We start from the raw sequence: 26,079 nt of genomic DNA on the forward strand, positions 1-26,079 counted from the left end.
GTCATCCTTTAAAATCTTCCAAAGAAAGACTTTGTTTATAGAATTTTAATAAAAAATTTATGATACTGGGTTGACAAAATATACCACAGAAGTATAATTATATTAACGATGTTAATAATATTAACAATGTTAATATATTTTAGGAGATGATCACTTGAAAACTTTAATATTATTTGCCTCAAAATATGGAGCCACAGAAAAATGCGCCAGAGAAATTGCCCAGGGCATTAATAGCTCTGTCGATCTGGTGAACTTAAAAAAGCAAAACTGCGATTCCCTTGAACCCTATCATACGGTTCTAATTGGCGGGTCTGTTTATGCCGGTAGAATTCAGGGAGAAATAAAAAAATATCTTGAAAGCCATCAAGGAGCCCTTAAAGGAAAAAATATTGGATTATTCCTCTGCTGTAAAGATGAGGGGGCCAAGGCAATTGAATACTTACAGGCCAACCTGCCGGAATGGGTGGTTAAACAGGCCTTTATGAAGGAGCATCTGGGGCATGAAATTGATTTTAATAAGATGAATTTTATGGAGAGGAGCCTGTTAAAGCTGGTCTTTAAGGTCAAGGAGGGCTACTCCAAAATAGATGCTGCTGCCATTCAACGGATCGCAAAGAAAGTAAATGAATTGGATGTTGTCAATGGATAAAAAGGAATTACAGCGCCAAAGGATGATGGGATACTTTTTAGATGCCGCTAAGGAAATTATCCGGCAGGAAGGAGTTAAAAATCTCACAGTCAGAAAGGTGGGGGAAAGTGCAGGATATTCCTATGCGACAATTTACAATTATTTTAATGATCTTAATACCCTGCTGCTTTATTGTGTTTTCGACTTTTTAGAGGATTGTTACCGACATGTAATCAGCTTTAAAGACGACAAGATGGATGAAAAGGAGCAAATTATTGTTTATTCCAAGGAGTATTTTAAATATTTTGCACAGCACCCCGATATGTTTCAGCTGATTTTCGTGGATGATCTTGGGGAAACCTCAAAGGAAAAAATGAAGGACATTGTTAAGCCATCTGTTGTAGCTTTATTAAAGGAAACCATGGTCAAATGTGCTGAAAAGGGCTATATCAAACCAGACACCATAGAGCTGTTGGTTGGCCTGATTGCTTCTTCCATCCATGGCAAGCTATTGTTTTATTTGCGTGGCAGAAATGTAGAGCAATTAGATGACATGATTCAGTCATTGGAAATGGAAATTACTTTTCTGATTCATCAAGGGAGGTGAGGGAATGGCAAAGAAAACATTAAAAAAGGTTTTCATTGGCCTTGCAGTGGTGATCCTTCTTGGTCTGGCCATAGGCTATGGCGGTATTCAAAGGCTCAATCGTGTTGCAAGGGGTGTAGAAATCAATGAGATAGATTTGGCCAATGTAGAAGATGGTGTTTATATCGGGGACTACGGTCTGATGAATATCATTTCAGCAACCGTTAAAGTAACCGTGGCCGATCATAGAATTACAAATATAGAATTAATTGATCACGAATATGGCCTAGGGAAAAAAGCCGAGACTATTCTTGGCAGGATTATCGACCAGCAAAGTCTGAAGGTAGATGTTATTTCTGGGGCCACCGGCAGTAGTACGGTTATTTTAAAGGCTATTGAGCGGGCCCTTGAATAAAGGTGAATATGCTTTAGCAGTCCAGGATAATGGGCTGTTTTTTATGTGCGACAGGCTCAATAGAGGTAGTATTCCAGAGGAAAAGAAGAAGCTTGAAAACTATTTTTCCCAGGAGCAATGGGTTGTCACATTGCTGTTAGATCCTTCGCTGGAATATAAAATTGTGGAGAGCTATGGTGTTAACAGCTATGAAATCATGCCTGATCAACGAATCAGGTTTAAATTGTATTACAGAAATAAGGATTATGCCCTCAAGACCATATTAGGTTTTGGAGATAAGGCAGAAGTGATTTCGCCCAAGGAAATGATTAATGAAATAAGAAGCTGTGCCAAAAAAATATATGAAAAATATTATTGAAGTTGACATACAGGTGGCAAGTTTAATGTGTTAGCATGGTTATAAAGACAACAATATAGAAAGGAAGGGGAAAATGAGAACCTTTGATGACTTTGTGGCTGCCCTTAAAAAATTTGGATTAATGGCCCTCTCTCAGAATGCAATTAATTGGATTAATCTGGCACAATTGGTTCCAGAGGAGCACTGGCACACAGATTTACCCACAGACCCCTGGCAGTGGCGGATTAAAATTGAGGAAGAGGGCTTGGCGGCCTATGGCAAGCTCTTTGATAAGAAACCAGGATTTATTGACATAGCGTGGTACCCGAAATTTTTAGCTGCCAGAAGGGCGGGTAAGACCTTTAAAGAGTGCTATCAGCAGGGAACCTATAGTCAATATGCCAGAGAAATTTACAGCCTATTTGAAGAAAACGATCGCCTGGCCCTTTATGAGATAAAGAGCCTGGGAGGCTTTACAAAGGATCAAAATTATCGAGTTGAAGCAGCCCTTACGGAGCTTCAGATGGGGATGTTCATCACCTGTAGCGGAACCAAGCAGAAGAGAAATCAACAGGGTGAGCCCTACGGATGGCCCGCCACTGCCTATCAAACTGTTGAGGCATGGGCGGGGAAAGGGTTAATAGAGGAAGCTAATCAAATTGATCCACAAGAGGCAAGAAAAATGATTATTGAACAGGTTAAGACAATTTTGCCGAATTCAGACCCAAAGAAAATCAAACGATTTTTAGGTCTTTAAAGGAGGAGAGGGAAAATGCTGAATCGCTTTACTGGTGTCAATATTTATGCAGATGATCCCGGCGAAATAATAGATTTCTATCATAATAAGCTGGGGATACCAATTTTAGATGAGGGCTATGGAGAATATGATGGTGCCCAATTGGGCTTTATAAAAGGGGCACCGGTTATTTACATTTGGAATAAAAGAAAATGGGAAGAGTTAGGCCAGGGGACGGTCAATTTGGTATTTACCTGTACAAGCTTAGATGAAGTATATCATCAATTAAAGGCAAAGAATATGACCCTTGAACCGCCCTTTAAGGCAGCATGGAGTGGAAGGGAGCTAACCTTGGCAGACCCCATGGGCAATCCATTAACCTTACTTGAAGAAACAGAATTATAACTAATAAAGGGTTCCCGGTTTAACAGTGAAACCTCAGGGAACCCTTTATTCAAAGGTAAAATATTAACGGTCAGATGCGCCTTTACTCTTCATGATTTTTTCCATTCCCTTGGTGATTTCGATTTCACCGTCTGGCATGACCCACAGGGCTTCAACCCCCTCCAGGGCTTCAGCAAGGGCCTGGGCCTCTTTAGGGGGCATCAGGAAAAGGGCAGTGGACAGGAAGTCTGCGATGCCTGAATCCTGAGCGATAACTGTAACGGCTCGATAATGCCTGGCAGGCATTAAGGTGGTAGGATCAATCAGATGATGAAACAGTTCATCACCGACCTTGTAGTATCGCTGGTAGTCGCCGCTACTAACAACAGAGGCATCATTAACAAAGACTACTTCGAGGTTTTGGTTTTCAGAAACGATGGAGCTGTCAGGGTCTTGTATGCCAACGCCCCAGCGGCTTCGCAGGCCATCTAAAGGTTTGCCAATGGTTCTAATATTACCGCCGGCGCTGATAATGCCGGATTCCATTCCCATAGCCATTATTTCCCTGGCCACCAGCTCGGTGGCGTACCCCTTGGCTACGGCCCCCACATCAAGGGACATTTTGGGATTTGGTAAAAACACCGTACTTTCCTCTATATTAACTATGACCTGACTAAGATCAGTAAATTCAGCGGCTTCTTCCAGCAATTCGATGGGAGGAAGCTGAGCCCCTTGGGGGTCATCCATTCCTTCGGTACGATAATCATGCCAAATCTCAAGAACGGGGCCAAAGGCAATGTTTGCAGCCCCACTGGTTTTTTCATACCATTCCTTTGAAAATAAAATTAAATCAATAATTTCCTTTTCCACCTTAACCGGTTCGATACCGGCCATATCATTAATGGTTTTAATATTATTGATTCCTTCATAGCTTTGATATTTGTCATAAAGCCTGTGGAGCTGTAAAAAACGGTCATGGATTTTTTCAAAATATAATTGAAATTCTTCCTGACTTTTGGTATAGGCCACCACCATAGTGATGGTATCAAAGGTATCAAAAAAACTGTCGGTATATTTACTGTATTCCGTTTTAGGCCCAGGATCACAGGCTGTCAGCAGAAGAATTGTAAAGATCAATCCCCAGGCAATCATTTTCTTAATCATATCATTCATCACCCTTTACTATCATAGCAGATAACGATGCTTAATTAAAGCTTTGCTTTGACCGATAAAAAGCCCCTATATTTCGTTACTGCAAGGCTTTTTACCATCCTTGCTCCACAAATATAGGGGCTTTCATCAGTAAATTTTTATTTTAGAGATTTTCCGCCTTGTTCAATAGAACTATTGAGCGTTAGTATAGGCCTCAGCAACTGCTGCAATATAGTCTTGAACAGAAATGGTTACAGATGAAGTTAATTCTGCTACATCGGGTACTGCAGGATGAGATTCGTCCTTAGCTTTTACCTTCATGCCTTTAATTTCATCAGCGGTTTTACCAACCATCCAGTCTTCAAGGGCCTCGATTTGCTCGAACCATTCCTTGCCAATACCGGAAACACCCTTCATACCATATTCGTTGCCCAGTTCCTTCTTAGTTTTATATTCTGCTGCCTTGTCAGAGGTTACTTTACCTTCGGCATCGAAATTAACCTTAATTTGAGCATTATCAATTAATGTACCGACAACAACGCCATTTTCATCAAAGGCTGTTGCAGCCATAACGGTATCTACCTGGGCCATCGGTAAGGTTTCCTTACCATCTACAAGGCTGTAATCCTTTGACTTGCCAATAGAAACAGTGTGACCTAAGCCTAGCTTAGCGGCTCCCTCAACTGCTACGGTATTTTGAGAGGCCTTTTCCAGAGCAGCAATGTAATCTTGAACGGTAATGGTTACAGATGAGGTTAATTCAGGTACATCGGGTACTGCAGGATGAGATTCATCCCGGGCTGTTACCTTCATGGCCTTAATTTCATCAACGGTTTTACCAACCATCCAATCTTCCAAGGCTTCGATTTGCTCGAACCATTCCTTGCCAATGCCGGAAATACCCTTCATACCATATTCGTCGCCCAGTTCCTTCTTGGTTTTGTATTCTGCTGCCTTGTCAGAAGTTACCTTCATGTCCTTGTCAAAATTCACCTTGGTTTGGGCTGTGTCAAAGGAAACAGCCACAACTTTACCGTCCTTGTCAAAGGTAGCGGCTGCAATAACGGTGTCTACCTGTCCTACAGCTAGGGTTTCCTTTCCATCTGCTGAAACATTGTAATCTTTAGATTTCCCAATTGATGTAACTGATCCCAGGCCCAGGGCAACGGCTCCATCACCTTTAACTTCGTCATCAGGTGTGGTAGTAGACCCCTGCTCTTCGGGTTCCTGTTCTGGGGCTGAGGTATTGTTTGGTGTACAGCCCATAACCATTGTTGAAACTAAACAGATTGTTAATAAAATCATTAATAGTTTTTTCAAAATAATCCCCCCTAATAAATAAATAATTAAAAATAAACATCAACAAAGACATCATACCATAGCGTTAAAAAAATAACAACACTTATTATTATTAAATTAATTTCATAAAACTCCGTAGCATTTCAATCAATTAAAATACAATAGAATTTCATATGAAATCATACCTTTTTTACCATTATTTGATTATAATGGGATTTATAAGTTTGACATCGAAAAACATTGAATAAATAAAGATAGATGCCCTGGTTGAAATAAGTAAAATTTGGTATAATATAAGATACAATTATCAAGAGGAGGGATGATATGAAGTTATTACATACCTGTATTCGGGTAATGGATTTAGAAAAGTCTTTGAAATTTTATCAGGAGGCCTTGGGCCTTAAGGAAACAAGGAGAAAGGATTTTCCAGAGGACAAATTTACATTGGTTTACCTTAGTGATGATTCTGGTAATTATGAAATTGAGCTTACCTACAATTATAACCCTGAAAAGCCCTATGAAATCGGAAATGGATTTAGTCATATAGCAGTAGAGGCTGAGGATCTTGAGGCTTCCCGAGAAAGACATATGGCCATGGGATATAAGGTGACGAAGCTAATGGGTTTGCCGGGTAGCCCACCAAGGTATTATTTCGTTACTGACCCAGATGGTTATGATGTCGAAGTAATTCGGGCTAATTAATAGGTTCATTGAACAGATAAGGATGATGTGTTGACCTGCATCATCCTTTTTTTATAGGGAAGTTCTCACTTAAAATAATTAGATTAAAGATGGGATTTTCCATATATTAGGTTATAACAAAGCTATTCCTTAATCTTTCAAAAAAGAATTTGTTCAAGTTAAAGAATTGATTTGACCAACCGAGCTACGTAGGAATCCAGGTGGGCTACCAGGTCGTAGCTGCCGTTATTCAGACACCAATGATATACGACTCCCCGAACTGCAATAAATAAATAATCCACCATCTCTTCAGCTGACATATCCGTTGGGATTTCATTTTTACTTTGACCTTCAACCAATATGTTTTTCAATACAGCCTGCATGTGTCTTCCTTTTGTGATAAATAAATTATTTTGAACATTGTATAATTGCTTGACAAAATCAATGCCCCGGCTCACATTATATTCCCCATAGTAATGGAAATAGCTTATTATTTTGTCAACAGTGGTACCTGAAGGAATTTTTTTTGCTACTACCTCGATAAAATAGTCGTCGGCCAATTTAAAAATTTCATCCAGAATAGCATTTTTGGAAGGAAAGCAATTATAAAAGGAGCCGATAGACACCCCTGCCTCCCGGCAGATCTCTGCCACCGTGATATTATGAAAGCCCTTTTTTTCAATTAGTTCTATCGCCTTACGGTAAATTTTACGCTGGGTATTCAAAGATTGCAATTTTCTCTTTGTCAGCTTCTCCATTAATTTCCGCCCCCAACAATTTTTAATAGATAAATTATACTAAATTCAAAATCAAAAGTAAAATTTTACCCCTAAAATAGACAATTTCTGAATATGATTGTTGACAAAATATTAACCACAAGTTAGAATGAAGGTATTCGGTGAATCCATTCTATGAAATTTATAGCCTTATTATAACAGTGGGAGGTTATGGCAATTTATAGTTGGTTTCACTGGAAAAAAGGTAGACTAGGAGGAGAAGGAATGAAGCTTAAGAAAAAATTCAAAGGGATGATTTGCTTTGTTCTGGCTGTATTTATGGTGCTTTTAACGGTGGCATGCCAGGCAAAGCCGGCAGAAACTGAACTAGAGGCGATGTTTAAGGCAGGTACATATACTGCCACTGCTGCAGGTCATAATGGTGATTTAAAGGTAGAGGTAACTGTAGACGATACAAGCATTAAAGAGGTTAAAATACTTGAGCACAATGAAAGCCCCAGTATTTCAGACCCTGCCATCGAAAGAATTCCTAAGGCCATTGTAGATGGACAAACCCTTGCTGTAGATGCAATTTCTGGAGCAACAGTAACCAGCGAAGCCATTATTGCTGCTGTTACCGAGGCCCTTAAGGAGGCAGGGGCAGATATCGATGCCTTGAATATCAAAAAAGATAACAAGGAAGCCAGGGGTGAAGCTGTAGAATATACCACCGATGTAGTTGTGATAGGTGGTGGAGGAGCCGGCCTTGCAGCAGCAGTATCGGCCCATCAAAATGGTGCTGAAGTTATATTAATTGAAAAAATGCCCAGACTTGGTGGGAACACGATTCTTTCAGGAGGCGCCTATAATGCTGTAGACCCAGACAGGCAAAAAGCCCAGGGAATTGAAGACTCCGTCGATAAGCATTATACTCAAACCTACGAAGGCGGAGACAAGCTTGGTAATCCTGAATTGATTGAAACCTTTGTGGAAAATGCCTACCCGGCCCTACAATGGCTAGAGGAGCTGGGAATGAAGTTTAAGGACGAAGTGTTTACTGTATTGGGGGCACTGTGGCCCAGGTCCCATAAGCCCGTAGATCCATTGGGAACAGGTTTTATTAATACCTATGTAAATTATATTGAAGCCAATGAAGGGGTAGAAATACTCCTTGATACCGAAGCAACAGAACTAATTATTGAAGATGGCCGGGTGGTAGGTGTAAAGGCCAATGGATTAAATGGTGAGGTGGTTTTAAAGGCCAATAACGGTGTTGTTATGGCAGCGGGTGGCTTTGGGGCCAATGTAGCCATGAGGGATCAATACAACAAAAATTGGCCTTCCTTAACCAATATTAAAACCACCAATCATCCCGGAGCCACCGGCGATGGTCTTGTAATGGCCGAAAAGGCAGGAGCCAGCTTAATTGGATTGGAAAATATTCAGCTATTACCCATGGGAGATCCACAAACAGGAAGCCTCAGCGGGAACATAGAGCAGGGGGTTGAAAATAGAATCTTCGTCAATAAAGCTGGTAAGCGGTTTGTAGACGAAGGGGCCAGAAGAGATGTTATGACCAGTGCCCTGTTCCAACAGGAAGATGCTTTGATGTGGGTAATTCTTGACAAACATTCCTACCCCACAGGAGATACAAAAAATAATTTTAATGAAACCATAGATGAATTAATTGAGCAGGGAAGGGCCTTTAAGGGAGATACCCTGGAGGAATTGGCAGAGCAAATTGGTGTGAATCCAGACAATTTAGTAAAGGCAGTAGAAGAATTTAATCAGGCAGTAGAAACCGGCGGCCCCGATGCCTTTGGCAGAACACTATTTGCTGATAAAATCGATACAGCACCCTTCTATGCAGGAGCAAGGAAGCCTACTGTTCACCATACCATGGGTGGAATTGAAATTAATACCAGTGCCCAGGTTTTGGATACCAATGGAAAGGTGATTCCTGGATTATACGCAGCGGGTGAAGTAACTGGCGGAATTCATGGTAGTAATCGTTTAGGCGGCAATGCCTTGGCAGATATTACCGTATTCGGCAGAATAGCAGGAGAAAGCGCTGCATTGAAAAAATAGCAAATTATCCTCCCCCTTATTTGATATATAGAAGAGCCAGGGTTTGATCCTTTCGATCAAACCCTGGTTCTTTCTGCTATTTTTACATTTTTATGTTGACAATGGCTTGGTTAAAGTATAAAATTGATAGAAATATTTTAACAAATTGTAATATTTACTTCTATAAAGCACAAGGATACGATGCAAAAGCAGGTGGTTTAATTTAAAGTCATAATATAGATCATGGGGGAATCATTAATGGATCAAGATATAGTTGTCGCAAAATTTGGGGGAAGCTCCCTGGCCGATAGCCATCAGATTTTAAAGGTAAGGGACATTATACTGGCTAATAAAAACAGAAGATATATTGTTCCCTCTGCTCCGGGCAAGGGCCAGGGCAAAGATCAAAAAGTGACAGACCTTTTATATCAATGTTATCAAAATTGGTTGCAGGGAAGCTCAATTGAGGAGCCCTTTGGAATCATCAAGAGAAGATTTAAGGATATTTGTCTTGAACTAAATTTATCACTGGAAATTGACGAAGCCTTAAATAAGATAAGAGAACAAATTCTATCGGGCGCTTCTTTAGATTATACCGTCAGCCGGGGAGAATATTTAAGTGGTTTAATCCTGGCTTCCCTATTAAACTATGATTTCGTTGATGCATCAGAATTGGTTGTCTTTAATAGACAACGCAGGTTTGAGCCGGAAATTACGCAGCAGATGATCAAGGATAAATTAAAATCTGTTAGTAAGGCTGTAATACCAGGGTTTTATGGTTCAATTGAGGGAAAATCAGAAGAAATCGTTGTTTTTTCAAGGGGAGGTTCAGACGTAAGCGGTGCTGTTATTGCCCGTGGCGTTTCAGCCAGTCTTTATGAGAATTGGACAGATGTATCGGGATTTTTTGTGGCAGACCCAAGAATTATAAGTGGGGCCAGGCATATTGAAAGGATCACCTACAAGGAACTCCGAGAGCTGTCTTATATGGGGGCCTCGGTACTTCATGAGGAGGCCATATTTCCGGTTAAAAAAGAAGGAATACCTATTCAAATTAAAAATACCAATTCACCTGAAGATGCCGGTACAATCATAACCAACGATTTAACACCGATCAAGTATACTCAAACCATTACAGGAATTGCTGGCAAAAAGGATTTTACAGTTCTTGCCATTGAAAAAATGTTAATGAACTCTGAAAAGGGGTTTTTACGCAGGCTTTTATCAATTATAGAGGAAAATGATATTTCGGCTGAACACCTGCCCTCAAGTATTGACACGGTGTCTTTGGTCATTGCCAATTCAGAGCTGGGAAACAAGCTGGAAAAGGTGATGAAGGAAATAGAAATACAATGTCAACCCGATTCTCTGGCGGCTTACCCCAATATGGCTCTCATTGCAGTGGTGGGGCGAGGAATGATTCGTACAAGGGGAATATCTGCACGGGTTTTTGGGGCCTTAGCCAGGGAAAAAATTAATGTAAGGATGATTACCCAGGGCTCCAGTGAAATGAATATTATTGTAGGTGTTGAAAATAGTGATTTTGAAAATGGTATTAGGGCCATATACAGAGAGTTTGAAAAATAGAAACAGGGTGATTCATTGAATCACCCTGTTTCTATTTTTCTTCACGACCGGCGCCAAGAAAGGCAATTGCCAGCATATTAGGCCCCACATGGGAGGCAATGGTTGCAGACAACTCTGAAACAATCAGCTGCCTTGGCTTACATTCCTGCAATACATAGGATCGAAGGGTCTCTGCCTCCTCTGGAGCATTGCCATGGCCAATGATAATCGTATCGGTTTCTTCCTTCATATGCTCAAGGAATCGCTCAAATAAAAATTTAATTGATTTTTTTCTACCCCTTACATTAGTATAGGTCTTCAGTTTTCCCTCTGTATCGACAGTTAAAATTGGCTTTACATTGAGGGCTGTTCCCAGGGTGGCGGTGACGGCAGAAATACGACCTCCCTTTTTTAAATAATGAAGGTCATCTACTGCAAACCAATGATTAGTGTTCATTTTGTTGGATTCCACCCAGGCTGCAATCTCCTGGGCAGTTTTACCTTCCCTTAGCATTTCCACTGCCTTGACAATCAAAACCCCCTGTCCAATGGAGGCCGAGGCGGTGTCAACAATGGTGATCTCTCCTCCTGGGCAATCTTCAAGAAATTGGTCTTTAGCCAGCACTGCATTATTAAAAGTCCCACTCATTCCTGATGTAAAGCCTAAATATAGAATGGCTTTTCCCTCATTATAAAGACTTTTAAATTTTTCAACAAAACGAAAGACATTGATTTGAGATGTTGAGGGGATAACCCCATTCCTCAGGGTACGGTAAAAATCGTTATGGGATAAGGTTTTTCCAAAGTCATCAAAGTATTGGAAACCATCGATTTCGACAGGCATTCCAATGATATCAATATAATCTACGTTTGCTTCTACAAAGTCTGGTGTTAAATCACAGCAAGAATCGGTCAGTATAATGGTATTCAAAGTGTGTCCTCCTTTTGCCCGAGTATTATGTATTTCAGAAAAATGAGTGTTTGTCTTCTTAAAGCCCAGTATTCAGTATAAGAGGGCGAGGCTGGAATATTGGATGATCGACCTTTAATAACAAGAGAACTGGATAAAAAATAAAAGGTTTTAGTCTATATTAATATCTATTAAATATCATAACATTGATAGACTTTTTTTTCTATGGGATGAGGCACAAAATTATTAAATTTTATATAGACTTTTTGCCATTGTAAAACGTATTATAGTTGACAGCAAAAAACGAGAAAAATCGAAGGACTTCTTGCCAGATAGACAGGAAAATACAAAATTTACAAAAACTCTATAGAAAGGCTATTGACATATGACAATGTGTCACATAGAATTAATTATACCTAATTTTCGTTTTTGATTGGAGGAGCAGCAATGCCCAAACAAACCTTTTTTAATTTACCGGAGTTAAAGCAAAGTGTTCTGATTGAAGCTGCTAAAAAGGAATTTTCTAGGGCTCCGCTGCATGAAGCCTGTATTTCAAATATTATTAGATATGCTGAAATTTCTCGGGGAAGCTTTTATCAATATTTTAATGATAAAGAAGATTTATTCTTTTTTGTTTTAAATGATTTTGTAAAGGATATTCACCATCAGTTGTTGGTGAATTTAAAGGATCAAAAAGGTGATTTACTGGCTGCCTTTATTGAAACCTACATTTACTTATACCAATGTTTCATTGAAAATGAAAATCGATTTTTTTTGAAAAATGCCTTTCTCAATATGAATCATAAAATTCAATGTGCTTTTTTCCCGAATTCTATGAAGGAATCAAAGGAAATATTGAATGAGTTGGTTGATTGGTCAAGGCTAAGTATCACAACAAATCAGGAGCTTATTTACGTTATGCGAATTATGATGGTCGTTACAGTTCATAATGTCATTCATAGCTTTACCCAGGAAAAGACCATGGATGAAGCCTTAAAAATATATATGGTTGAGTTAAATTTAATAGCAAGGGGTATCTGTAAAGAAGAAGTGATAAATGCATCGGGAGGCTAATAAAAATAGTAAGGGAAAAGACAAATAAATTTTTAAAATTATGTTTTGAAAAACTAGTTGAATTGTGAACAATAATGGAGGAATAAATATGAGCCAATTATTACATGTTGGTATAGATGTTGGTTCGACAACTGTTAAGGTTGTTGTGTTGAATCATTATATGAATGTTGTTTTTAGTAAATATCAACGACACCTATCTGACATAAAAAGAACTGTAGAAGCACTTTTAATGGAAGCCTATTTAAAATTTAAGAGCCAGGAGATTACCTTAACCATAACAGGCTCCGGGGGGATTTCCATTGCCAGTAATTTAGATGTAAGCTTTGTTCAAGAAGTGATAGCCGGAACAAAGGCAATTCAAAAAATGTACCCTGAAACCGATGTGGCCATTGAATTGGGTGGAGAAGATGCTAAGATTACTTACTTTACCGGTGGCCTAGACCAGAGAATGAATGGTACCTGTGCCGGTGGAACCGGTTCCTTTATCGATCAAATGGCGACACTTCTTAAAACCGATGCTCAGGGCTTAAACGAGCTTGCCAAGGGCTATAAAACAATTTATCCTATTGCTGCCAGATGCGGTGTGTTTGCCAAGACAGATGTTCAACCCCTCTTAAATGAAGGAGCTGCAAAAGAAGACATTGCCGCATCAGTATTTCAATCTGTTGTCATTCAGACAATCAGTGGACTAGCCTGCGGCAAGCCAATTAAGGGAAATGTAGCCTTTTTAGGGGGCCCCTTATATTTTCTTTCAGAGTTAAGAAAGCGCTTTATTGAAACCCTTGAATTAAGCGAAGATCAGGTAATCTTTCCTGAAAACTCCCAGTTGTTCATTGCCGTTGGTGCCGCCTTAGCCTCTGTCAATGAAAAACCCGTATCCTTCAGCAGCCTGGTAAAAAGGCTAGAAGCCTTAAGAAATACATCTATTGAAGAATCAGAACGGCTAGACCCGTTATTTAGGGATGAAGGGGAGCTCAAAGAATTTCAGGAAAGACATCGGCGTCATGCTGTTAAAAGAAGAGAATTGGAAAGCTATGAAGGTAAATGCTATTTAGGGATTGATGCAGGCTCCACCACCACCAAAGCCGCTCTGATTGATGAAGAAGGCGCTGTATTATATACCTTTTATGGCAGTAACGAAGGAAGTCCGTTAAAGTCTACCCTGAGGGTTTTAACCGAGTTATATGGTCAAATGCCCCCAGGGGCTAAGCTGGTGAATGCTGCCGTCACCGGTTATGGAGAAGGATTGTTGAAGACCGGATTAAAGGTAGATATAGGGGAAATTGAGACGGTAGCCCACTATAAAGCAGCAGAGTTCTTTTGTCCAGGGGTAGATTTTATTCTCGATATTGGCGGACAGGACATGAAATGCCTACGCATTAAGAATGGGGTCATCGATAGTATTCTTTTGAATGAGGCTTGTTCATCGGGATGCGGCTCTTTTCTGGAAACCTTCGCCCATTCCCTGGGGATGCCGATTACTGACTTTGCCAGGGAGGCATTATTAGCCCAGAAGCCAGTGGATTTGGGCTCGAGATGCACTGTGTTTATGAATTCCAGGGTTAAGCAATCACAAAAAGAGGGGGCTTCCGTAGGAGAAATTTCAGCGGGACTGGCCTACTCTGTTATCAAGAATGCCCTGTTTAAAGTAATTAAATTACGCAACCCCCAGGAGATCGGAGAGAGGGTAGTAGTACAGGGAGGAACCTTTTACAACGATGCCGCCCTTAGAAGCTTTGAGCTTTTATCTGGTAAAGAGGTTATCCGCCCGGATATAGCCGGTATTATGGGGGCCTTTGGAGCTGCCCTCATTGCCAGGGAAAGATACCAGGTGGGCCATGAAACCACCCTTTTAAAGGAAGATGAAATTCAAAATCTTATGGTAAAGACCACCATGACCAGATGTGGCCTATGCCCCAACAATTGTCTGTTAACCATAAATCGCTTTGGCAGCGGTGAAAGATTTATTTCAGGTAATCGCTGCGAACGGGGGGCAGGGAAATCAAAGGCCCATCAGGAGCTTCCCAATTTGTATGATTATAAATATAAACGAACCTTTGACTATGAGCCTATCAAGGAAGAGGCAGCAGCAAGGGGAAAAATCGGAATTCCTCGGGTATTGAACCAGTACGAAAATTACCCCTTCTGGTTTACCTTTTTTTCAGAACTGGGTTTTTCTGTAGAGCTTTCAGAAAGGTCCTCTAAGGCGGTATATGAAAAGGGAATTGAAACCATTCCGTCTGAATCTGTATGTTATCCCGGAAAGCTAGTTCATGGTCATATTATGAGTCTGGTGGAAAAGGGGATTAAAACCATCTTTTATCCATGTATTATACATGAGAAAAAGGAACAGCAGCAGGCTGACAATCATTATAACTGTCCTATTGTAACCTCTTATCCTGAGGTAATTAAAAACAATGTTGATGTCTTAAGGGAGCAGAATATTACCTTGCTGAAGCCTTTTCTACCCTTCCATCATAAAGGGCGTCTGGCCGAAAGGCTCTTTGAAGAGCTAAAGGCCTTCCAGGTTAGCAGGGAAGAAATCTTTCAGGCTGTTGAAAAGGCATGGCAGGAACAGGAACGCTATAAAAGGGATATTGAGAAAAAGGGAGAAGAGACCCTTCAATATATTAAAGAAAAGGGTATAAAGGGAATTGTGCTGGCAGGAAGGCCCTACCATGTTGACCCTGAAATTAATCATGGTATACCGGAACTGATTAACAGCCTGGGAATGGCCGTTTTAACAGAGGATTCCGTGGCCCATTTAGGAACTGTTAGCAGACCCATTAGGGTTGTTGACCAGTGGGCCTATCATTCAAGGCTTTATGCAGCCGCCAGCTTTGTAGCCAAGGAAGGTCAGTTGGAGCTGGTTCAATTAAACTCCTTTGGGTGTGGGCTGGATGCTGTAACAACAGATCAGGTGGAGGATATACTGGATATTTATTCTAAAATATACACTGTGTTAAAAATCGACGAGGGAAACAATCTGGGAGCTGTTAGAATCAGACTCCGTTCTCTGAAGGCAGCCGTTTTGGAACGGGAAAAGCAAGGGCTGGTAAAAATTAAACCCAAGGAAAATAAATATAAGAAAATTACCTTTACCAAGGAAATGAGGAAGAATCACACCATTTTGGTGCCGGAAATGTCGCCCATCCATTTTCAGTTTTTGCAGGAGGCATTCCGTAATGCTGGCTATAATTTAGTTGTGCTGCCTTCAAAGGATAAAAAGGCAGTGGAGGAAGGACTAAAATACGTGAATAATGATGCCTGCTATCCGGCTATTATTGCCCTGGGACAATTAATTGAAGCCTTAAAGTCGGGGAAATATGATATAAACAATACCACCGTTATGATTAGTCAGACCGGAGGGGGCTGCAGGGCCACAAATTATATAGGCTTTCTGCGAAAGGCCCTGGTAGACGCAGGTTTTTCCAATGTGCCAGTGCTATCCTTAAATGCCCTGGGATTGGAAAAAAATCCAGGTTTTAAAATCACATTGAAGCTGCTTGATCGGGCTATGATGGCCTTAGTCTATGGCGATTTACTAATGCGGGTGCTTTATCGGGTAAGACCCTATGAGAAGGTGAAGGGCTCTGCCGACGAGTTATATGAAAAATGGGTGAAAATCTGTAAAAGCTCCTTAGCCTCTGGTAGTAAGAAAACCTTTAAAAATAATATCAGGGCGATAGTAAATGACTTTGAAAGGTTTGAGATAACCGATAAAGTTAAGCCCAAAGTGGGACTGGTGGGCGAAATTCTGGTTAAGTTCCATCCTACGGCCAATAACGACATTATTCAAATTATTGAAGATGAAGGGGCAGAAGCAGTTGTACCGGATTTAACAGATTTCATCTTGTATTGTGTTGTGAACTCAGAATTTAATTACCGTTATCTGGCGGGTACTAGAAAGTCAATGCTGACATCAAAGGCAATTATCTCAATTATTGAATTATATCGCAAGGTTTATCGAGATACCATTGCCCAAAGCACCAGATTCAGCCCTGTAAAGTCCATCTATGAAATTGCCGAGGGGGCTGCCACCGTTCTTTCACTGGGAAATCAAACGGGTGAAGGCTGGTTCCTGACTGGAGAAATGGTGGAATTAATCGAAGGAGGCGTCAAAAATATTGTGTGTATGCAGCCCTTTGCATGCCTGCCCAATCATGTGACTGGAAAGGGTATGATGAAGGAATTAAAACGGGTTTACCCCGGCACCAATATTGTTGCCATCGATTATGACCCAGGGGCCAGTGAGGTAAATCAGTTAAACCGAATCAAGCTAATGCTCTCGACTGCCTTTGAAAATCTTAACAATACCCAGAATACGTCAGAAGAGCAAACATCTGACGAAGTCTTTGAAGAGGCCCTAAGTAAAAGTATCGGTGCTTATTAGAGAGACAAAAATAAGGCGGCAGAATGTCGCCTTATTTTTTTACATCCTTTTATCTGTGCGATAAATTTCCTTGCTAGGTAACTCTAACTTCCCTTCAATATTATGGTATAATTGTGAAAAACCGTTCTTTATCTCATCATTTAATCAAATACTAAAGTTCCAGAAGGAGGAATTTGAAAGTGGAGCCTTTGAAAGATTGGATGAAATGGTTTGTTTTGATTGTAAGCCTTGTCTTGGGTGTAAGTCCCGGTATGGAACAAGAAAGGAAGATTACCCCTGTATTTGATGAGTCCATTAAGGTAGATGACCAGGCCATTGCCCTAGAGCCAGCTCGGACAGTGGAGCTTACCCCAGAGCTTATGGAAAAATGGGGGCTCGAAGGTAAAAAAGCCAAAGAAGCAATCCAAGGCTTTTTTAAGACAACAATGGAGCTGGAGGAAGAAAATGAAGTAATTAAGATTAACTTTTTCTTTGAAAATATCTCTTGCGAGGAACAACAGCTTTATTTCAGTTCAGGACAAAAATTTGATATTTTTATTCATAATGAAGCTGGAAATGAGGTCTATCGCTATTCAAAACATTATGCCTTTACTCAGGCCCTGATTGATGTCACCTTACAGCCGGGAGAAGTCATTAACTTTTTATATCCATGGGATTACCAGGACGATGAAGGGAATCCCGTTACCTCTGGAAAATATACCATTACGGTTAAGATGATCATCAATTATAAAAAAGGTGGTATGATCCATCCCGCCGATTTGATGGCAGAGAGGACGATTTATTATGAAATTGAATAAAGTCTATACCATAAACATAGTACAATAAAAAATCATCTATCGAACTTAGATAGATGATTTCGTCAATGAAAACCCTGTTTCATAAGGGATTACCCCCCCAGGGTTACATCACAATTTTGATACCAATTTAAGGCTTCATGAAGGTGGGCTTGATTAAAATTTGGCCAATAATCATCGATTACATAAAAATCAGCATAGACAGATTGAGCCGGTAAAAAACCGCTGAGACGCCTTCGACCTCCCCATCTGATGATTAAGTCAATTCGAGGAATTTCTTCAGAGGCCAGGGTTTTACCCTTCATTAGATTTTTTAAGTCCCATTCCCAGTCGTAATTTACTAAAAAATTGATGTTAATTAACCCACGGCCAAAGGATACCCGTTTATTGGCATACTTTTTTAACTCCGGGGGAAAGGCCTTGGAATCGGTATTGCCAATAACCAATAGATTTGCATCTCTACCGCTGAGAAGCTCCACAGCTTCGATACATGCACGGGTAAAGGCTTCCCGCTGACTTAATTCTCGTTTATTGTTATCCTTTGTAAATCCGTAGAAGGTTGCCTCCTTGATTCCATATTCAAGCATCATTTCATAGAGCTGAAAGCCTGGCGAAACACCATGCTTATAGCCGTCCCTTTTTTCATAACCGTTTTCTGTAGCCCATCTTCTGTTTCCATCAGGTATAATACCAATGTGGGCAGGTATTCGACGAAAAGGTTTCATCGTTGGATGCCTCCTTTTTAAATTAAACTTAAAATGTAGTAACTATCTTATATTTTGTCCAATTATGAGAAAATTTTTCATACATGGGTAAGTTTTAACAAAAATAAATTAAAACACTCCACTATAACACCAGGCTTTAATGAAATACTATTATATAATTAAAAATAGGGGGAGTTAAAAAATGAATAGTTATAAAACAGCAGAGGTCGCAAGAATAATTGGAATACATCCGAACACGGTTCGCCTTTACGAGAAATTGGGTCTTATTCCAAAGCCTGAACGTCAAGCAAATGGTTACCGGGATTTTAGGGATTTTCATATAGAACAATTCAGGCTTGCCCGTATAGCCTTTGAAATAGAAGTAATGCAAAATGGTTTGCGAAAAAAGATTGTTGAAATGGTTAAGACATCTGCAAAGGGGGATTTCGATAGTGCCCTTGAGCTTACATATGAATATTTGTTACAAGTGCAGCAAGAAAGAAAAAATTCAGAAGAGGCAATAGAAATAGTGAAGGAGCTTCTAGCTAGTGAACCACAAAAAGATATGCTGTTGCTCAAAAGAAAAGAAGCTTCCCAATATCTGAAAATCTCAATGGATACCCTCAGAAATTGGGAAATGAACGGTCTATTGTCTATAAAACGTAAAGAGAATGGCTATCGTATTTATACATCCGATGATATTCGTCGTTTAAAAGTTATTCGAGCACTCCGATGTGCAAATTATTCACTTGAATCTATTTTGCGTATGCTAAATGAACTGTCGACGAATCCAAAGACCAATATAAAAAAAGTACTTGATACACCTAAAGGAAATGAAAATATTATTTCTGTATGTGATCAATTAATAAGCTCCCTAAAGAAGGCAGAAGGCAATGCCAGGATAATGATAAGCATGCTTCAGGATATGAAAACTAAATTCTAATAAACCCTATACTTTAACACCAACCTTGTTGTTGGTGCTATTCTTTTTTTGTAGAAAATACTAAGAGATAAGGAGGAAATCACATGGAAGATGTAATTAGTGTAGGGCAGCTATATAAATCTTATAACGGGCTGCCCGCAGTGGAAAATGTGAGCATATCAGTGAAACGAGGTACGGTATTTGGTTTGCTCGGTGCCAATGGTGCCGGAAAAAGTACAACAATAGAGTGTATTTTAGGTACAAAAAAACCCGACATGGGAACTGTATCCATTTTGGGAATGAATCCATTAACGGCAAGAAAAAAACTATTTGAAAGGGTAGGAGTCCAGTTTCAGGAAGCAAATTATCAGGAAAAAATAACCGTAGAAGAGCTATGCAGTGTTACTGAATCCCTTTACAAGGTGACAACTAATTATCAGAGCTTATTAAAGCAATTCGGGATTTCCGATAAAAGTAAAAGTTTTGTCAGTGAGCTTTCAGGAGGGCAAAAGCAACGGCTTTTTATTGTTCTTGCCCTTATTCCGAACCCTGAGGTGGTTTTTTTAGATGAATTAACAACAGGGCTTGACCCGAAAGCCAGGCGTGATGTTTGGAAAAGCCTTTCTAATTTGAAAGCAAGGGGACTGACGATTTTTTTAACCTCCCATTATATGGATGAAATTGAAGCCCTGTGTGACACCATCTGCATATTGAAAAAAGGAAAAATTGTGTTTTATGGAACTGTTAATGAAGCAATTGCTGCAAGCCAATGCGATAAGTTTGAGGACGCTTATCTTTGGTTTACGAAGGAGGAGGGTAATAATAATGAAAACATTTCGGACAATGCTTAAAACTGAGTTGAGATTATCCTTAAGGGGAATGGATATGTTTATTTTTGCAATTTGTATGCCCTTGGTAGTCTTGATCATTCTAGGTATAATATACGGAAACAAGCCTGCCTTTGAGGGCGCGGAATATACTTTTTTGCAGCAATCCTTCGGTGCCCTTGCAACAATCTCAATTTGTGCAGGCGGTGTCATGGGTCTTCCTTTAGTCGTATCAGACTATCGCAGTAAGAAAATACTGAAACGCTTTAAAGTAACTCCCGTTACTCCAGCCATGATTTTAATCGTGCAGGTGGTGATCTATGCCATCTATGCCCTGGCTTCACTGGCGCTTGTTTATATGACGGCAACAATCTTCTTCAATTATCAATTGGCTGGCTCCTGGCTTCACTTCCTGATGGGGTATTTTTTAGTAATGATCTCTATGTTCAGTATGGGTATGATGGTAGGCGGTATTGTTCCTAATACAAAAATGGTAGGTGTTGTTGCCAGTTTACTGTATTTCCCCATGCTGATTTTCTCGGGTGCAACTTTACCCTATGAGATTATGCCCGCAGCACTTCAAAGAATAGCTGATATTCTTCCACTGACACAGGGGATCAAAATTCTAAAGGCCGCTTCCCTTGGATTGCCGACAGAGGGTGTTTTCCTGTCATTTATCCTAATGGTTGCCCTTTCAGTAATCTGTATAGGTGTTTCTATCAAATTTTTTAAGTGGGAGTAGCTTCAGAAGACAACCCGCATAACCACCAGTTATGCGGGTTATTTTGGAGAAGAGGCTAAACTATTGACTTGACTCTAATATCCTCTGTTTTATAAACCTACTTTGATATAGGGAGGGCCGCCCACACGAGCAATATTGTTAATGAAACTGGTCTGCTAACGGAGGTAAGTCACATTCTCTTTTTTTGGTCTTTCATGTGTAAAAGCAGTATTAGCAACATCGGCATATCCGACTAATACGCCGCAAAGCGGAACATAGCCTTGTGGAATATTCATCCTTTGGAATAAATCATGATCAGAAAGCGCTAATAAGGGTGCTATAACATAGCATGAGCCAAGTTCCAATTCAGTTGCGGCAATCAGGATATTTTCCGCTGCACAGGAGACATTTGCCATGTTTGAACCGTTGCTGTCATTTCCATTCGGTGCGGATAAAAGAATCAGAACAGGTGCACCGTATAGGGGATTGTACCCTTCCATTGATGCTCGCTTTACCAGAAAGTCATTGCCGGAATTTTTCATTTGCTTAAGAGCCGCATCGTTGATTTCATTAAGTAAAGAGGAGTTTTCAACTACTGTAATATGAATTTCTCCGAAGATTGGGGCGCTGTTTGCTGCCTCAACGAGGGTATCCAATCTTTCCTGCTCCACTTTTCCAGGCTTGTAAGCACGGACACTTTTTCTTTTTTCAATTGCTGTTAACACGTTCATGATCTATTACCACCTTTACTTTTTCTATTTTTCATTTATAATGATATGAGTACACTTAGATTAGTTCAAGTACGCAAAAAATTATAGGTAAGTAATAAAAATATAAGTAAAGGGTGATAACTCATGGACGATTGTCCTGTAAAATACGCTTTAAGTGTTTTGAATGGTAAATGGAAACTCCCCATTGTGTGGGAATTAGGCCAACAGGATGTGATACGCTTTAATGAGCTGCAAAGAAAACTGCCGGGGATCTCCAGCTTTATGTTGGCGAAATCCCTTGAAGAATTAGAAGGTGACAGCGTGGTTATTAGAAAACAGTATAATGAAATTCCACCGCGCGTGGAATACTCGTTGACAGAATTGGGAAAGCAGATACGGCCGTCTCTGGAAATGTTGGCAACCTGGGGGATTGAGGCAAGAAAGCAAAAAAAGGGATAGGATTTTAAAAATATAAACGGAGAAAATCTATGCAAAGGAGCAGAGAATATGCAAGAAAAACTACAACAGATCATTGACGAAAGCCGGAATATTGTGTTTTTTGGAGGAGCAGGAGTGTCTACCGAAAGTGGAATTCCTGATTTTCGGAGTGTAGATGGCTTGTATCACCAACGATATCAGTTCCCTCCTGAAACCATTTTAAGTCATTCCTTTTTCATGAGTCACACAACAGAATTTTATAAATTCTACAGAGAGAAAATGTTATTTTTACATGCCAAGCCCAATAAAGCTCATTTTACCCTGGCAAAGCTTGAGCAAATGGGAAAATTAAAAGCGGTTATAACCCAGAACATAGACGGCCTTCACCAGGCGGCCGGAAGCAGGAATGTTCTGGAATTACATGGAAGTATTCACCGAAATTATTGTATGACGTGCAATAAATCATATGACCTTACTCATATTCAATCTGTCATTGGAGTACCTTGTTGTATCTGTGGCGATATTATAAAGCCTGATGTTGTATTGTATGAAGAACCGCTTAATGATAAGGTAATCAGTCGTTCAGTAGAATATATCAGCAGGGCAGATGTACTGATTATCGGGGGAACATCTCTAAATGTATATCCTGCTGCCGGATTAATTGACTATTATCAAGGAGACAAGCTAATATTAATCAACAAAACAAAAACCTCTGCAGACAAGAGGGCAGCCCTTGCAATTTACGAGCCCATAGGAGAGGTTTTGGGGAAGATCAAGTGCTAAGGAGCAGAAGTAATCTTAGGAAAGGATAGTAAATAAATGTTTGAACAAATTGGCCTTTCTTATATAATTCAGAGAAGAAATTGAAATTTTAATTCTAAAGCTTATTAATTGCTAAACGACGAAGTAAGAGCCGCTGCCTCACATAGAATGCTGCAGCGGCTCAGCCTTATTTAAGTGAAAAGTACATAACCAATTGTTCCCCGCAAACTGGAGACTGATTGAGTGGTTGCCTTTTTCATAAAGGCTGCCGACAGTGGTCAACCAGTTCCAAATAAAGCTCCTGTGATAGCATGCTATACCGGCCGCCTGTACCGGACTGCAAAACTGCTCTGCCATCCTCCAGTAAATAGGCATAATATTCATGGATTTCATTTGCCTTCGGAAACATCTGACGAATCAGATAGCACTCCTTCAAGGTGGTAATATCAATGCCCTCCCAGGCGGCAGACTTTACCATAACATCCATGATAATTGCTTCTGCAAGCTGCTCGGTTTCAAGGGGGTACTCCGATACGATCTCACCATTTATCAGCTTTGCCACACTATAGGAAGGTGTTTCAGCTGTAGAAAAATTGATAAGATCTTGTAGCTTCTCCGGGCTTTCCGCATAGTCTCGTACATCGCCACCGACAAGCTCATCGGCCCATGAGCGGGTATAATGAAAGGCTGTGCCGTCATCCAGTGGAATTCTGGTACGATTTTGATTATCTATCTCTCTATATAAAAAAATTATCTGAGAAACAAACGCTTTCAAAAGATGATTTTAAAAACTTAAGTCAGTTAGTTTCACTTGGAGAAAAATTATATAATTCATCTAAAATATCTGAGGGAACAAGCTTTCTTTCTAAAAAAATCTTCCTAGCGAAGATGTAATTCAAATTATAAACCAGCTTAAAAAGATCAGTGAAGAAGCTTTGGAATAATAAAAAGCTTACCTTCGCACCTCTTTTTCTAAGGTGAAAGAACAATAGCGTTTATAGTTGGTGGCCTTCGCCGTTCCGCACAAAAATTCAAGAAAGTATAGAGTACCCGGAACCCCTATAGATAGGGGCTTTTTTTATATCATATTATTTGTATCCACTACTTTTCACAGTAGGAGCTTATATCCCTGCGACAAAAAATTCTAATTCGCGATTGACAATTAAGTGTATTTAGTGTATATTGTGTATTATAAACATACACACTATACGATTGGAAGGTTATGTGAATGAAAATATTGATTTCCAACTCTTCTGATAAACCATTATATCAGCAGATAAAGGAACAAATCATTGATACTATTCTAAAAGGTGAATTAGCAGAAGGTGACTCTTTGCCATCTATCCGAAGTTTCGCCAACGATATAAAAGTAAGTGTCCTAACAATTCGCCGTGTCTATGATGAATTGGAGCAGGAAGGTTTTACTACAAGTCAAGTTGGCATTGGCACCTTTGTATCAACGGGAAATGTTGAACTTTTGAGAGAATCCAAACGACACATGGTTGAAAAGAAAATGCAGGAATTGATTGATACAGCAAAAACCTTGAATATCACAAAAGAAGAACTAAATGCTATGATGGATATTTTATACGAGGAGGACTAAGTATGGGCAATATTTTAGAAGTTTCAGGGTTAAATAAATCTTATGAAGGTTTTTCACTAACCGATATTAGCTTTTCTTTGCCAGAGGGTTGTATTACAGGCTTTATCGGTGTCAACGGCGCAGGAAAGACTAGTACTATACGCACAATTCTTGGCCTTACGCAAAAAGCTTCCGGTTCAATTAAAATTTTCGGGAAAGACTTGGAAAGTAATGCCCAGGAGTTGAAAAACCGCATTGGTGTCGTTCTGGACGAGGGCTATTTTTATGATGAGCTAACAATGGATGAAATGAAAAGCATAATCGCTCCAGCCTACTCAAGGTGGAGCGACAAAGATTATAAAAGATATATGGATAGGTTTTCACTTAACCCACGACAAAAGATTGCAACGCTGTCAAAAGGTATGCGTATGAAATTTGCGCTGACGCTTGCTTTGTCCCATGAGACTGAGCTACTTATTATGGATGAACCGACAAGCGGACTTGACCCTTTGGTTAGAAGTCAGCTTTTAGAAATAATGACCGATTACATGAATAAGGGCGGTAAAGGCGTATTCTTTTCCACTCATATTACATCTGACCTGGATAAGGTTGCAGATACGCTTATTCTCATACATGGCGGTAGGACATTACTTGAACAAGAAAAGGACACTTTACTTGACAATTATCGTGTGATAAAGGGTGATAACAAGGCTCTTAACAATGAGAATAAAGAGTTGTTCCTAAATATTCAACTAACTGATTTTGGCTTTACCGGAGTTACAGACAAACTTTCAAGGGTGCAAAAAATCATACCGGATATTTTAGTTGAACGGCCGACTATAGAGGATATTATGTTGGCCTATATTGAAGGGGGGCGAAAATGATGTTATGGAATTTAGTGAAGAAGGATATTTTAATTGCAAAGAAATATGTAATCGTAACAATGCTGGTGGTTATTGCAATTCCTTTATTTATTATGTTTAGCGCTCCTTCGCTTTCGGGCTTTTTCCCTTTTCTTTACATGGTTGCTATGGCTGAACTTTTGTTATTACAGGCTATTTCACAGGAAGAAGCTAAATATCCCAAAGCTACTGCATTATTGTGTACTGCTCCGTATACTCGAAGTGCATTTATAAAGGCTAAATATGTATTTTCCCTTTTGATATTTGCATATTGTTATATAGTGCATACCCTTGTGATGTTAGTTATAGACAAATCTAACATTCTTGATTTAACAACTATTCTAATGGTACTTTTATTTAGTGTATTATTATATGGTATCTACATGCCTATTGAAGTCAGGTATGGAGCCGTAAAGGCAAAATTCGTTTTTATGATTATGATTTTTGTATTATCTTTTGGGCCCGTTGTATTTGCCAATCTCTTTGCGAACATCACAATTGATATTTCGGCTTTGGCAGCAATATCTTCCACAATCAAAAATATTGTGTTAGCCTTGGCAAGTATGTTGGTCTTTGGTATTTCAATGAGGGTGTCTACTAAAATTTTTTCTAAAAAAGAATTGTGAATCTAATGCAGAGAGTAGCTGGGCAAAAAAGCAACAGAGAGAGTTTCTCTGCTCCCTAAACAGGGGAAAATTATGTTAGAAAACAACATTTTGATACATTTAGGATTTGAGGATAAAGCGGAAGCTCATAAAAAGGAAGAACCTGTT

General features: G+C 39.7%; 27 protein-coding genes. 20 read left to right on the forward strand and 7 right to left on the reverse strand.

The genetic code is table 11. From position 1 onward, the window contains the following. Positions 1 to 154: 154 nt before the first annotated feature. From ACYQ1I_RS14590 to ACYQ1I_RS14615, 6 genes are all read left to right on the forward strand, one after another. Positions 155 to 649, forward strand: coding sequence for a flavodoxin domain-containing protein (locus ACYQ1I_RS14590; protein WP_459766579.1), 495 nt, complete (start codon positions 155 to 157; stop codon positions 647 to 649). Continuing rightward, on the forward strand, positions 642 to 1,235 hold the full coding sequence (locus ACYQ1I_RS14595; RefSeq protein WP_459766581.1) for a TetR/AcrR family transcriptional regulator: 594 nt from the start codon (positions 642 to 644) through the stop codon (positions 1,233 to 1,235). Before ACYQ1I_RS14590 ends, ACYQ1I_RS14595 begins: the two co-directional genes overlap by 8 nt. A 4-nt stretch (positions 1,236 to 1,239) precedes the next feature. After that, complete coding sequence (locus ACYQ1I_RS14600) at positions 1,240 to 1,629, forward strand: FMN-binding protein (protein WP_459766583.1); 390 nt, start codon at positions 1,240 to 1,242, stop codon at positions 1,627 to 1,629. Further along, positions 1,610 to 1,987 carry a WCX domain-containing protein gene (locus tag ACYQ1I_RS14605; RefSeq protein ID WP_459766585.1) on the forward strand — a complete coding sequence of 126 codons (378 nt, stop codon included), beginning with the start codon at positions 1,610 to 1,612 and terminating at the stop codon, positions 1,985 to 1,987. Before ACYQ1I_RS14600 ends, ACYQ1I_RS14605 begins: the two co-directional genes overlap by 20 nt. Before the next feature lie 73 nt (positions 1,988 to 2,060). Beyond that, positions 2,061 to 2,723 carry an AlkZ-related protein gene (locus tag ACYQ1I_RS14610; RefSeq protein ID WP_459766587.1) on the forward strand — a complete coding sequence of 221 codons (663 nt, stop codon included), beginning with the start codon at positions 2,061 to 2,063 and terminating at the stop codon, positions 2,721 to 2,723. Between the two features lie 15 nt (positions 2,724 to 2,738). Continuing rightward, on the forward strand, positions 2,739 to 3,107 hold the full coding sequence (locus ACYQ1I_RS14615) for a VOC family protein (RefSeq protein WP_459766589.1): 369 nt from the start codon (positions 2,739 to 2,741) through the stop codon (positions 3,105 to 3,107). Positions 3,108 to 3,170: 63 nt separating this feature from the next. On the opposite strand, the gene ACYQ1I_RS14620 is transcribed toward ACYQ1I_RS14615, so the two are convergent. Continuing rightward, positions 3,171 to 4,250, reverse strand: a complete 1,080-nt coding sequence (locus ACYQ1I_RS14620) for an FAD:protein FMN transferase (protein WP_459766591.1) — start codon at positions 4,248 to 4,250, stop codon at positions 3,171 to 3,173. A gap of 180 nt (positions 4,251 to 4,430) precedes the next feature. Further along, entirely contained in the window at positions 4,431 to 5,558 is a 1,128-nt protein-coding gene (locus tag ACYQ1I_RS14625; protein WP_459766593.1) for a hypothetical protein, read from the reverse strand. A 303-nt stretch (positions 5,559 to 5,861) separates the two neighbouring features. On the opposite strand from ACYQ1I_RS14625, the gene gloA reads away from it, so the two are divergent. Next, the gene (gene gloA, locus ACYQ1I_RS14630; protein WP_459766595.1) at positions 5,862 to 6,239 is read left to right on the forward strand and encodes a lactoylglutathione lyase; all 378 of its coding nucleotides are present in this window, start codon (positions 5,862 to 5,864) and stop codon (positions 6,237 to 6,239) included. 158 nt (positions 6,240 to 6,397) lie between these two features. On the opposite strand, the gene ACYQ1I_RS14635 is transcribed toward gloA, so the two are convergent. After that, positions 6,398 to 6,976, reverse strand: a complete 579-nt coding sequence (locus ACYQ1I_RS14635; protein ID WP_459766597.1) for a TetR/AcrR family transcriptional regulator — start codon at positions 6,974 to 6,976, stop codon at positions 6,398 to 6,400. 243 nt (positions 6,977 to 7,219) lie between these two features. Between ACYQ1I_RS14635 and ACYQ1I_RS14640 the strand changes: the two genes are divergently transcribed. Together ACYQ1I_RS14640 and ACYQ1I_RS14645 are read left to right on the forward strand one after the other, a co-directional pair. After that, entirely contained in the window at positions 7,220 to 9,022 is a 1,803-nt protein-coding gene (locus ACYQ1I_RS14640; RefSeq protein ID WP_459766599.1) for a flavocytochrome c, read from the forward strand. Between the two features lie 237 nt (positions 9,023 to 9,259). Continuing rightward, complete coding sequence (locus ACYQ1I_RS14645; protein WP_459766601.1) at positions 9,260 to 10,588, forward strand: aspartate kinase; 1,329 nt, start codon at positions 9,260 to 9,262, stop codon at positions 10,586 to 10,588. 31 nt (positions 10,589 to 10,619) lie between these two features. Here ACYQ1I_RS14645 and ACYQ1I_RS14650 read toward each other — a convergent pair whose 3' ends face one another. Further along, the gene (locus ACYQ1I_RS14650) at positions 10,620 to 11,498 is read right to left on the reverse strand and encodes a DegV family protein (protein ID WP_459766603.1); all 879 of its coding nucleotides are present in this window, start codon (positions 11,496 to 11,498) and stop codon (positions 10,620 to 10,622) included. Positions 11,499 to 11,924: 426 nt separating this feature from the next. Here ACYQ1I_RS14650 and ACYQ1I_RS14655 point away from each other — a divergent pair, with 426 nt between their 5' ends. From ACYQ1I_RS14655 to ACYQ1I_RS14665, 3 genes are all read left to right on the forward strand, one after another. Continuing rightward, positions 11,925 to 12,551, forward strand: a complete 627-nt coding sequence (locus tag ACYQ1I_RS14655) for a TetR/AcrR family transcriptional regulator (protein WP_459766604.1) — start codon at positions 11,925 to 11,927, stop codon at positions 12,549 to 12,551. Between the two features lie 88 nt (positions 12,552 to 12,639). Continuing rightward, positions 12,640 to 16,944 carry an acyl-CoA dehydratase activase-related protein gene (locus tag ACYQ1I_RS14660; protein WP_459766606.1) on the forward strand — a complete coding sequence of 1,435 codons (4,305 nt, stop codon included), beginning with the start codon at positions 12,640 to 12,642 and terminating at the stop codon, positions 16,942 to 16,944. Positions 16,945 to 17,123: 179 nt separating this feature from the next. Then, complete coding sequence (locus tag ACYQ1I_RS14665) at positions 17,124 to 17,741, forward strand: BsuPI-related putative proteinase inhibitor (RefSeq protein WP_459766608.1); 618 nt, start codon at positions 17,124 to 17,126, stop codon at positions 17,739 to 17,741. A gap of 89 nt (positions 17,742 to 17,830) precedes the next feature. Here ACYQ1I_RS14665 and ACYQ1I_RS14670 read toward each other — a convergent pair whose 3' ends face one another. After that, positions 17,831 to 18,463 carry an undecaprenyl diphosphate synthase family protein gene (locus tag ACYQ1I_RS14670; RefSeq protein WP_459766610.1) on the reverse strand — a complete coding sequence of 211 codons (633 nt, stop codon included), beginning with the start codon at positions 18,461 to 18,463 and terminating at the stop codon, positions 17,831 to 17,833. Between the two features lie 181 nt (positions 18,464 to 18,644). Between ACYQ1I_RS14670 and ACYQ1I_RS14675 the strand changes: the two genes are divergently transcribed. The 3 genes from ACYQ1I_RS14675 to ACYQ1I_RS14685 all read left to right on the forward strand — a co-directional run bounded on the left by ACYQ1I_RS14675 (position 18,645) and on the right by ACYQ1I_RS14685 (position 20,933). Further along, a complete protein-coding gene (locus tag ACYQ1I_RS14675) occupies positions 18,645 to 19,385 on the forward strand; it encodes a MerR family transcriptional regulator (RefSeq protein ID WP_459766612.1) in 741 nt (246 codons plus the stop codon). An 83-nt stretch (positions 19,386 to 19,468) separates the two neighbouring features. Next, positions 19,469 to 20,215: an ABC transporter ATP-binding protein gene (locus ACYQ1I_RS14680; protein ID WP_459766614.1), complete on the forward strand. Its 747-nt coding sequence runs from the start codon at positions 19,469 to 19,471 to the stop codon at positions 20,213 to 20,215. Beyond that, on the forward strand, positions 20,190 to 20,933 hold the full coding sequence (locus tag ACYQ1I_RS14685; protein ID WP_459766616.1) for an ABC transporter permease: 744 nt from the start codon (positions 20,190 to 20,192) through the stop codon (positions 20,931 to 20,933). Before ACYQ1I_RS14680 ends, ACYQ1I_RS14685 begins: the two co-directional genes overlap by 26 nt. A gap of 155 nt (positions 20,934 to 21,088) precedes the next feature. Here the strand turns inward: ACYQ1I_RS14685 and ACYQ1I_RS14690 are convergent, their stop codons facing one another. Continuing rightward, a complete protein-coding gene (locus tag ACYQ1I_RS14690; protein WP_459766618.1) occupies positions 21,089 to 21,643 on the reverse strand; it encodes a nitroreductase family protein in 555 nt (184 codons plus the stop codon). Between the two features lie 123 nt (positions 21,644 to 21,766). Here ACYQ1I_RS14690 and ACYQ1I_RS14695 point away from each other — a divergent pair, with 123 nt between their 5' ends. Next, positions 21,767 to 22,081, forward strand: a complete 315-nt coding sequence (locus ACYQ1I_RS14695; protein WP_459766620.1) for a winged helix-turn-helix transcriptional regulator — start codon at positions 21,767 to 21,769, stop codon at positions 22,079 to 22,081. A 48-nt stretch (positions 22,082 to 22,129) separates the two neighbouring features. Further along, a complete protein-coding gene (locus ACYQ1I_RS14700) occupies positions 22,130 to 22,843 on the forward strand; it encodes an NAD-dependent protein deacylase (protein WP_459766622.1) in 714 nt (237 codons plus the stop codon). Positions 22,844 to 23,078: 235 nt separating this feature from the next. On the opposite strand, the gene ACYQ1I_RS14705 is transcribed toward ACYQ1I_RS14700, so the two are convergent. After that, entirely contained in the window at positions 23,079 to 23,597 is a 519-nt protein-coding gene (locus tag ACYQ1I_RS14705; protein WP_459766624.1) for a hypothetical protein, read from the reverse strand. A gap of 453 nt (positions 23,598 to 24,050) precedes the next feature. Here ACYQ1I_RS14705 and ACYQ1I_RS14710 point away from each other — a divergent pair, with 453 nt between their 5' ends. From ACYQ1I_RS14710 to ACYQ1I_RS14720, 3 genes are read left to right on the forward strand one after another with little or no spacing between them, the layout of a single operon-like run. Next, entirely contained in the window at positions 24,051 to 24,425 is a 375-nt protein-coding gene (locus ACYQ1I_RS14710) for a GntR family transcriptional regulator (RefSeq protein ID WP_459766626.1), read from the forward strand. Positions 24,426 to 24,427: 2 nt separating this feature from the next. Next, the gene (locus ACYQ1I_RS14715; protein WP_459766628.1) at positions 24,428 to 25,288 is read left to right on the forward strand and encodes an ABC transporter ATP-binding protein; all 861 of its coding nucleotides are present in this window, start codon (positions 24,428 to 24,430) and stop codon (positions 25,286 to 25,288) included. Beyond that, entirely contained in the window at positions 25,285 to 25,932 is a 648-nt protein-coding gene (locus ACYQ1I_RS14720) for an ABC-2 transporter permease (protein WP_459766630.1), read from the forward strand. The genes ACYQ1I_RS14715 and ACYQ1I_RS14720 overlap by 4 nt, the downstream gene beginning before the upstream one ends. Positions 25,933 to 26,079 lie beyond the last annotated feature (147 nt).

The organism is Alkaliphilus crotonatoxidans (assembly GCF_054658015.1).

Excerpts from the sequence above, each read along its gene's own strand:
- ACYQ1I_RS14595 (WP_459766581.1), top strand. The coding sequence starts at position 642 with ATGGATAAAAAGGAATTACAGCGCCAAAGGATGATGGGATACTTTTTA.
- ACYQ1I_RS14600 (WP_459766583.1), top strand. The coding sequence starts at position 1,240 with ATGGCAAAGAAAACATTAAAAAAGGTTTTCATTGGCCTTGCAGTGGTG.
- ACYQ1I_RS14610 (WP_459766587.1), top strand. The coding sequence starts at position 2,061 with ATGAGAACCTTTGATGACTTTGTGGCTGCCCTTAAAAAATTTGGATTA.
- ACYQ1I_RS14615 (WP_459766589.1), top strand. The coding sequence starts at position 2,739 with ATGCTGAATCGCTTTACTGGTGTCAATATTTATGCAGATGATCCCGGC.
- ACYQ1I_RS14620 (WP_459766591.1), bottom strand. The coding sequence starts at position 4,250 with ATGATTAAGAAAATGATTGCCTGGGGATTGATCTTTACAATTCTTCTG.
- gloA (WP_459766595.1), top strand. The coding sequence starts at position 5,862 with ATGAAGTTATTACATACCTGTATTCGGGTAATGGATTTAGAAAAGTCT.
- ACYQ1I_RS14635 (WP_459766597.1), bottom strand. The coding sequence starts at position 6,976 with ATGGAGAAGCTGACAAAGAGAAAATTGCAATCTTTGAATACCCAGCGT.
- ACYQ1I_RS14640 (WP_459766599.1), top strand. The coding sequence starts at position 7,220 with ATGAAGCTTAAGAAAAAATTCAAAGGGATGATTTGCTTTGTTCTGGCT.
- ACYQ1I_RS14645 (WP_459766601.1), top strand. The coding sequence starts at position 9,260 with ATGGATCAAGATATAGTTGTCGCAAAATTTGGGGGAAGCTCCCTGGCC.
- ACYQ1I_RS14655 (WP_459766604.1), top strand. The coding sequence starts at position 11,925 with ATGCCCAAACAAACCTTTTTTAATTTACCGGAGTTAAAGCAAAGTGTT.
- ACYQ1I_RS14660 (WP_459766606.1), top strand. The coding sequence starts at position 12,640 with ATGAGCCAATTATTACATGTTGGTATAGATGTTGGTTCGACAACTGTT.
- ACYQ1I_RS14670 (WP_459766610.1), bottom strand. The coding sequence starts at position 18,463 with ATGAAACCTTTTCGTCGAATACCTGCCCACATTGGTATTATACCTGAT.
- ACYQ1I_RS14675 (WP_459766612.1), top strand. The coding sequence starts at position 18,645 with ATGAATAGTTATAAAACAGCAGAGGTCGCAAGAATAATTGGAATACAT.
- ACYQ1I_RS14680 (WP_459766614.1), top strand. The coding sequence starts at position 19,469 with ATGGAAGATGTAATTAGTGTAGGGCAGCTATATAAATCTTATAACGGG.
- ACYQ1I_RS14685 (WP_459766616.1), top strand. The coding sequence starts at position 20,190 with ATGAAAACATTTCGGACAATGCTTAAAACTGAGTTGAGATTATCCTTA.
- ACYQ1I_RS14690 (WP_459766618.1), bottom strand. The coding sequence starts at position 21,643 with ATGAACGTGTTAACAGCAATTGAAAAAAGAAAAAGTGTCCGTGCTTAC.
- ACYQ1I_RS14695 (WP_459766620.1), top strand. The coding sequence starts at position 21,767 with ATGGACGATTGTCCTGTAAAATACGCTTTAAGTGTTTTGAATGGTAAA.
- ACYQ1I_RS14700 (WP_459766622.1), top strand. The coding sequence starts at position 22,130 with ATGCAAGAAAAACTACAACAGATCATTGACGAAAGCCGGAATATTGTG.
- ACYQ1I_RS14710 (WP_459766626.1), top strand. The coding sequence starts at position 24,051 with ATGAAAATATTGATTTCCAACTCTTCTGATAAACCATTATATCAGCAG.
- ACYQ1I_RS14715 (WP_459766628.1), top strand. The coding sequence starts at position 24,428 with ATGGGCAATATTTTAGAAGTTTCAGGGTTAAATAAATCTTATGAAGGT.
- ACYQ1I_RS14720 (WP_459766630.1), top strand. The coding sequence starts at position 25,285 with ATGATGTTATGGAATTTAGTGAAGAAGGATATTTTAATTGCAAAGAAA.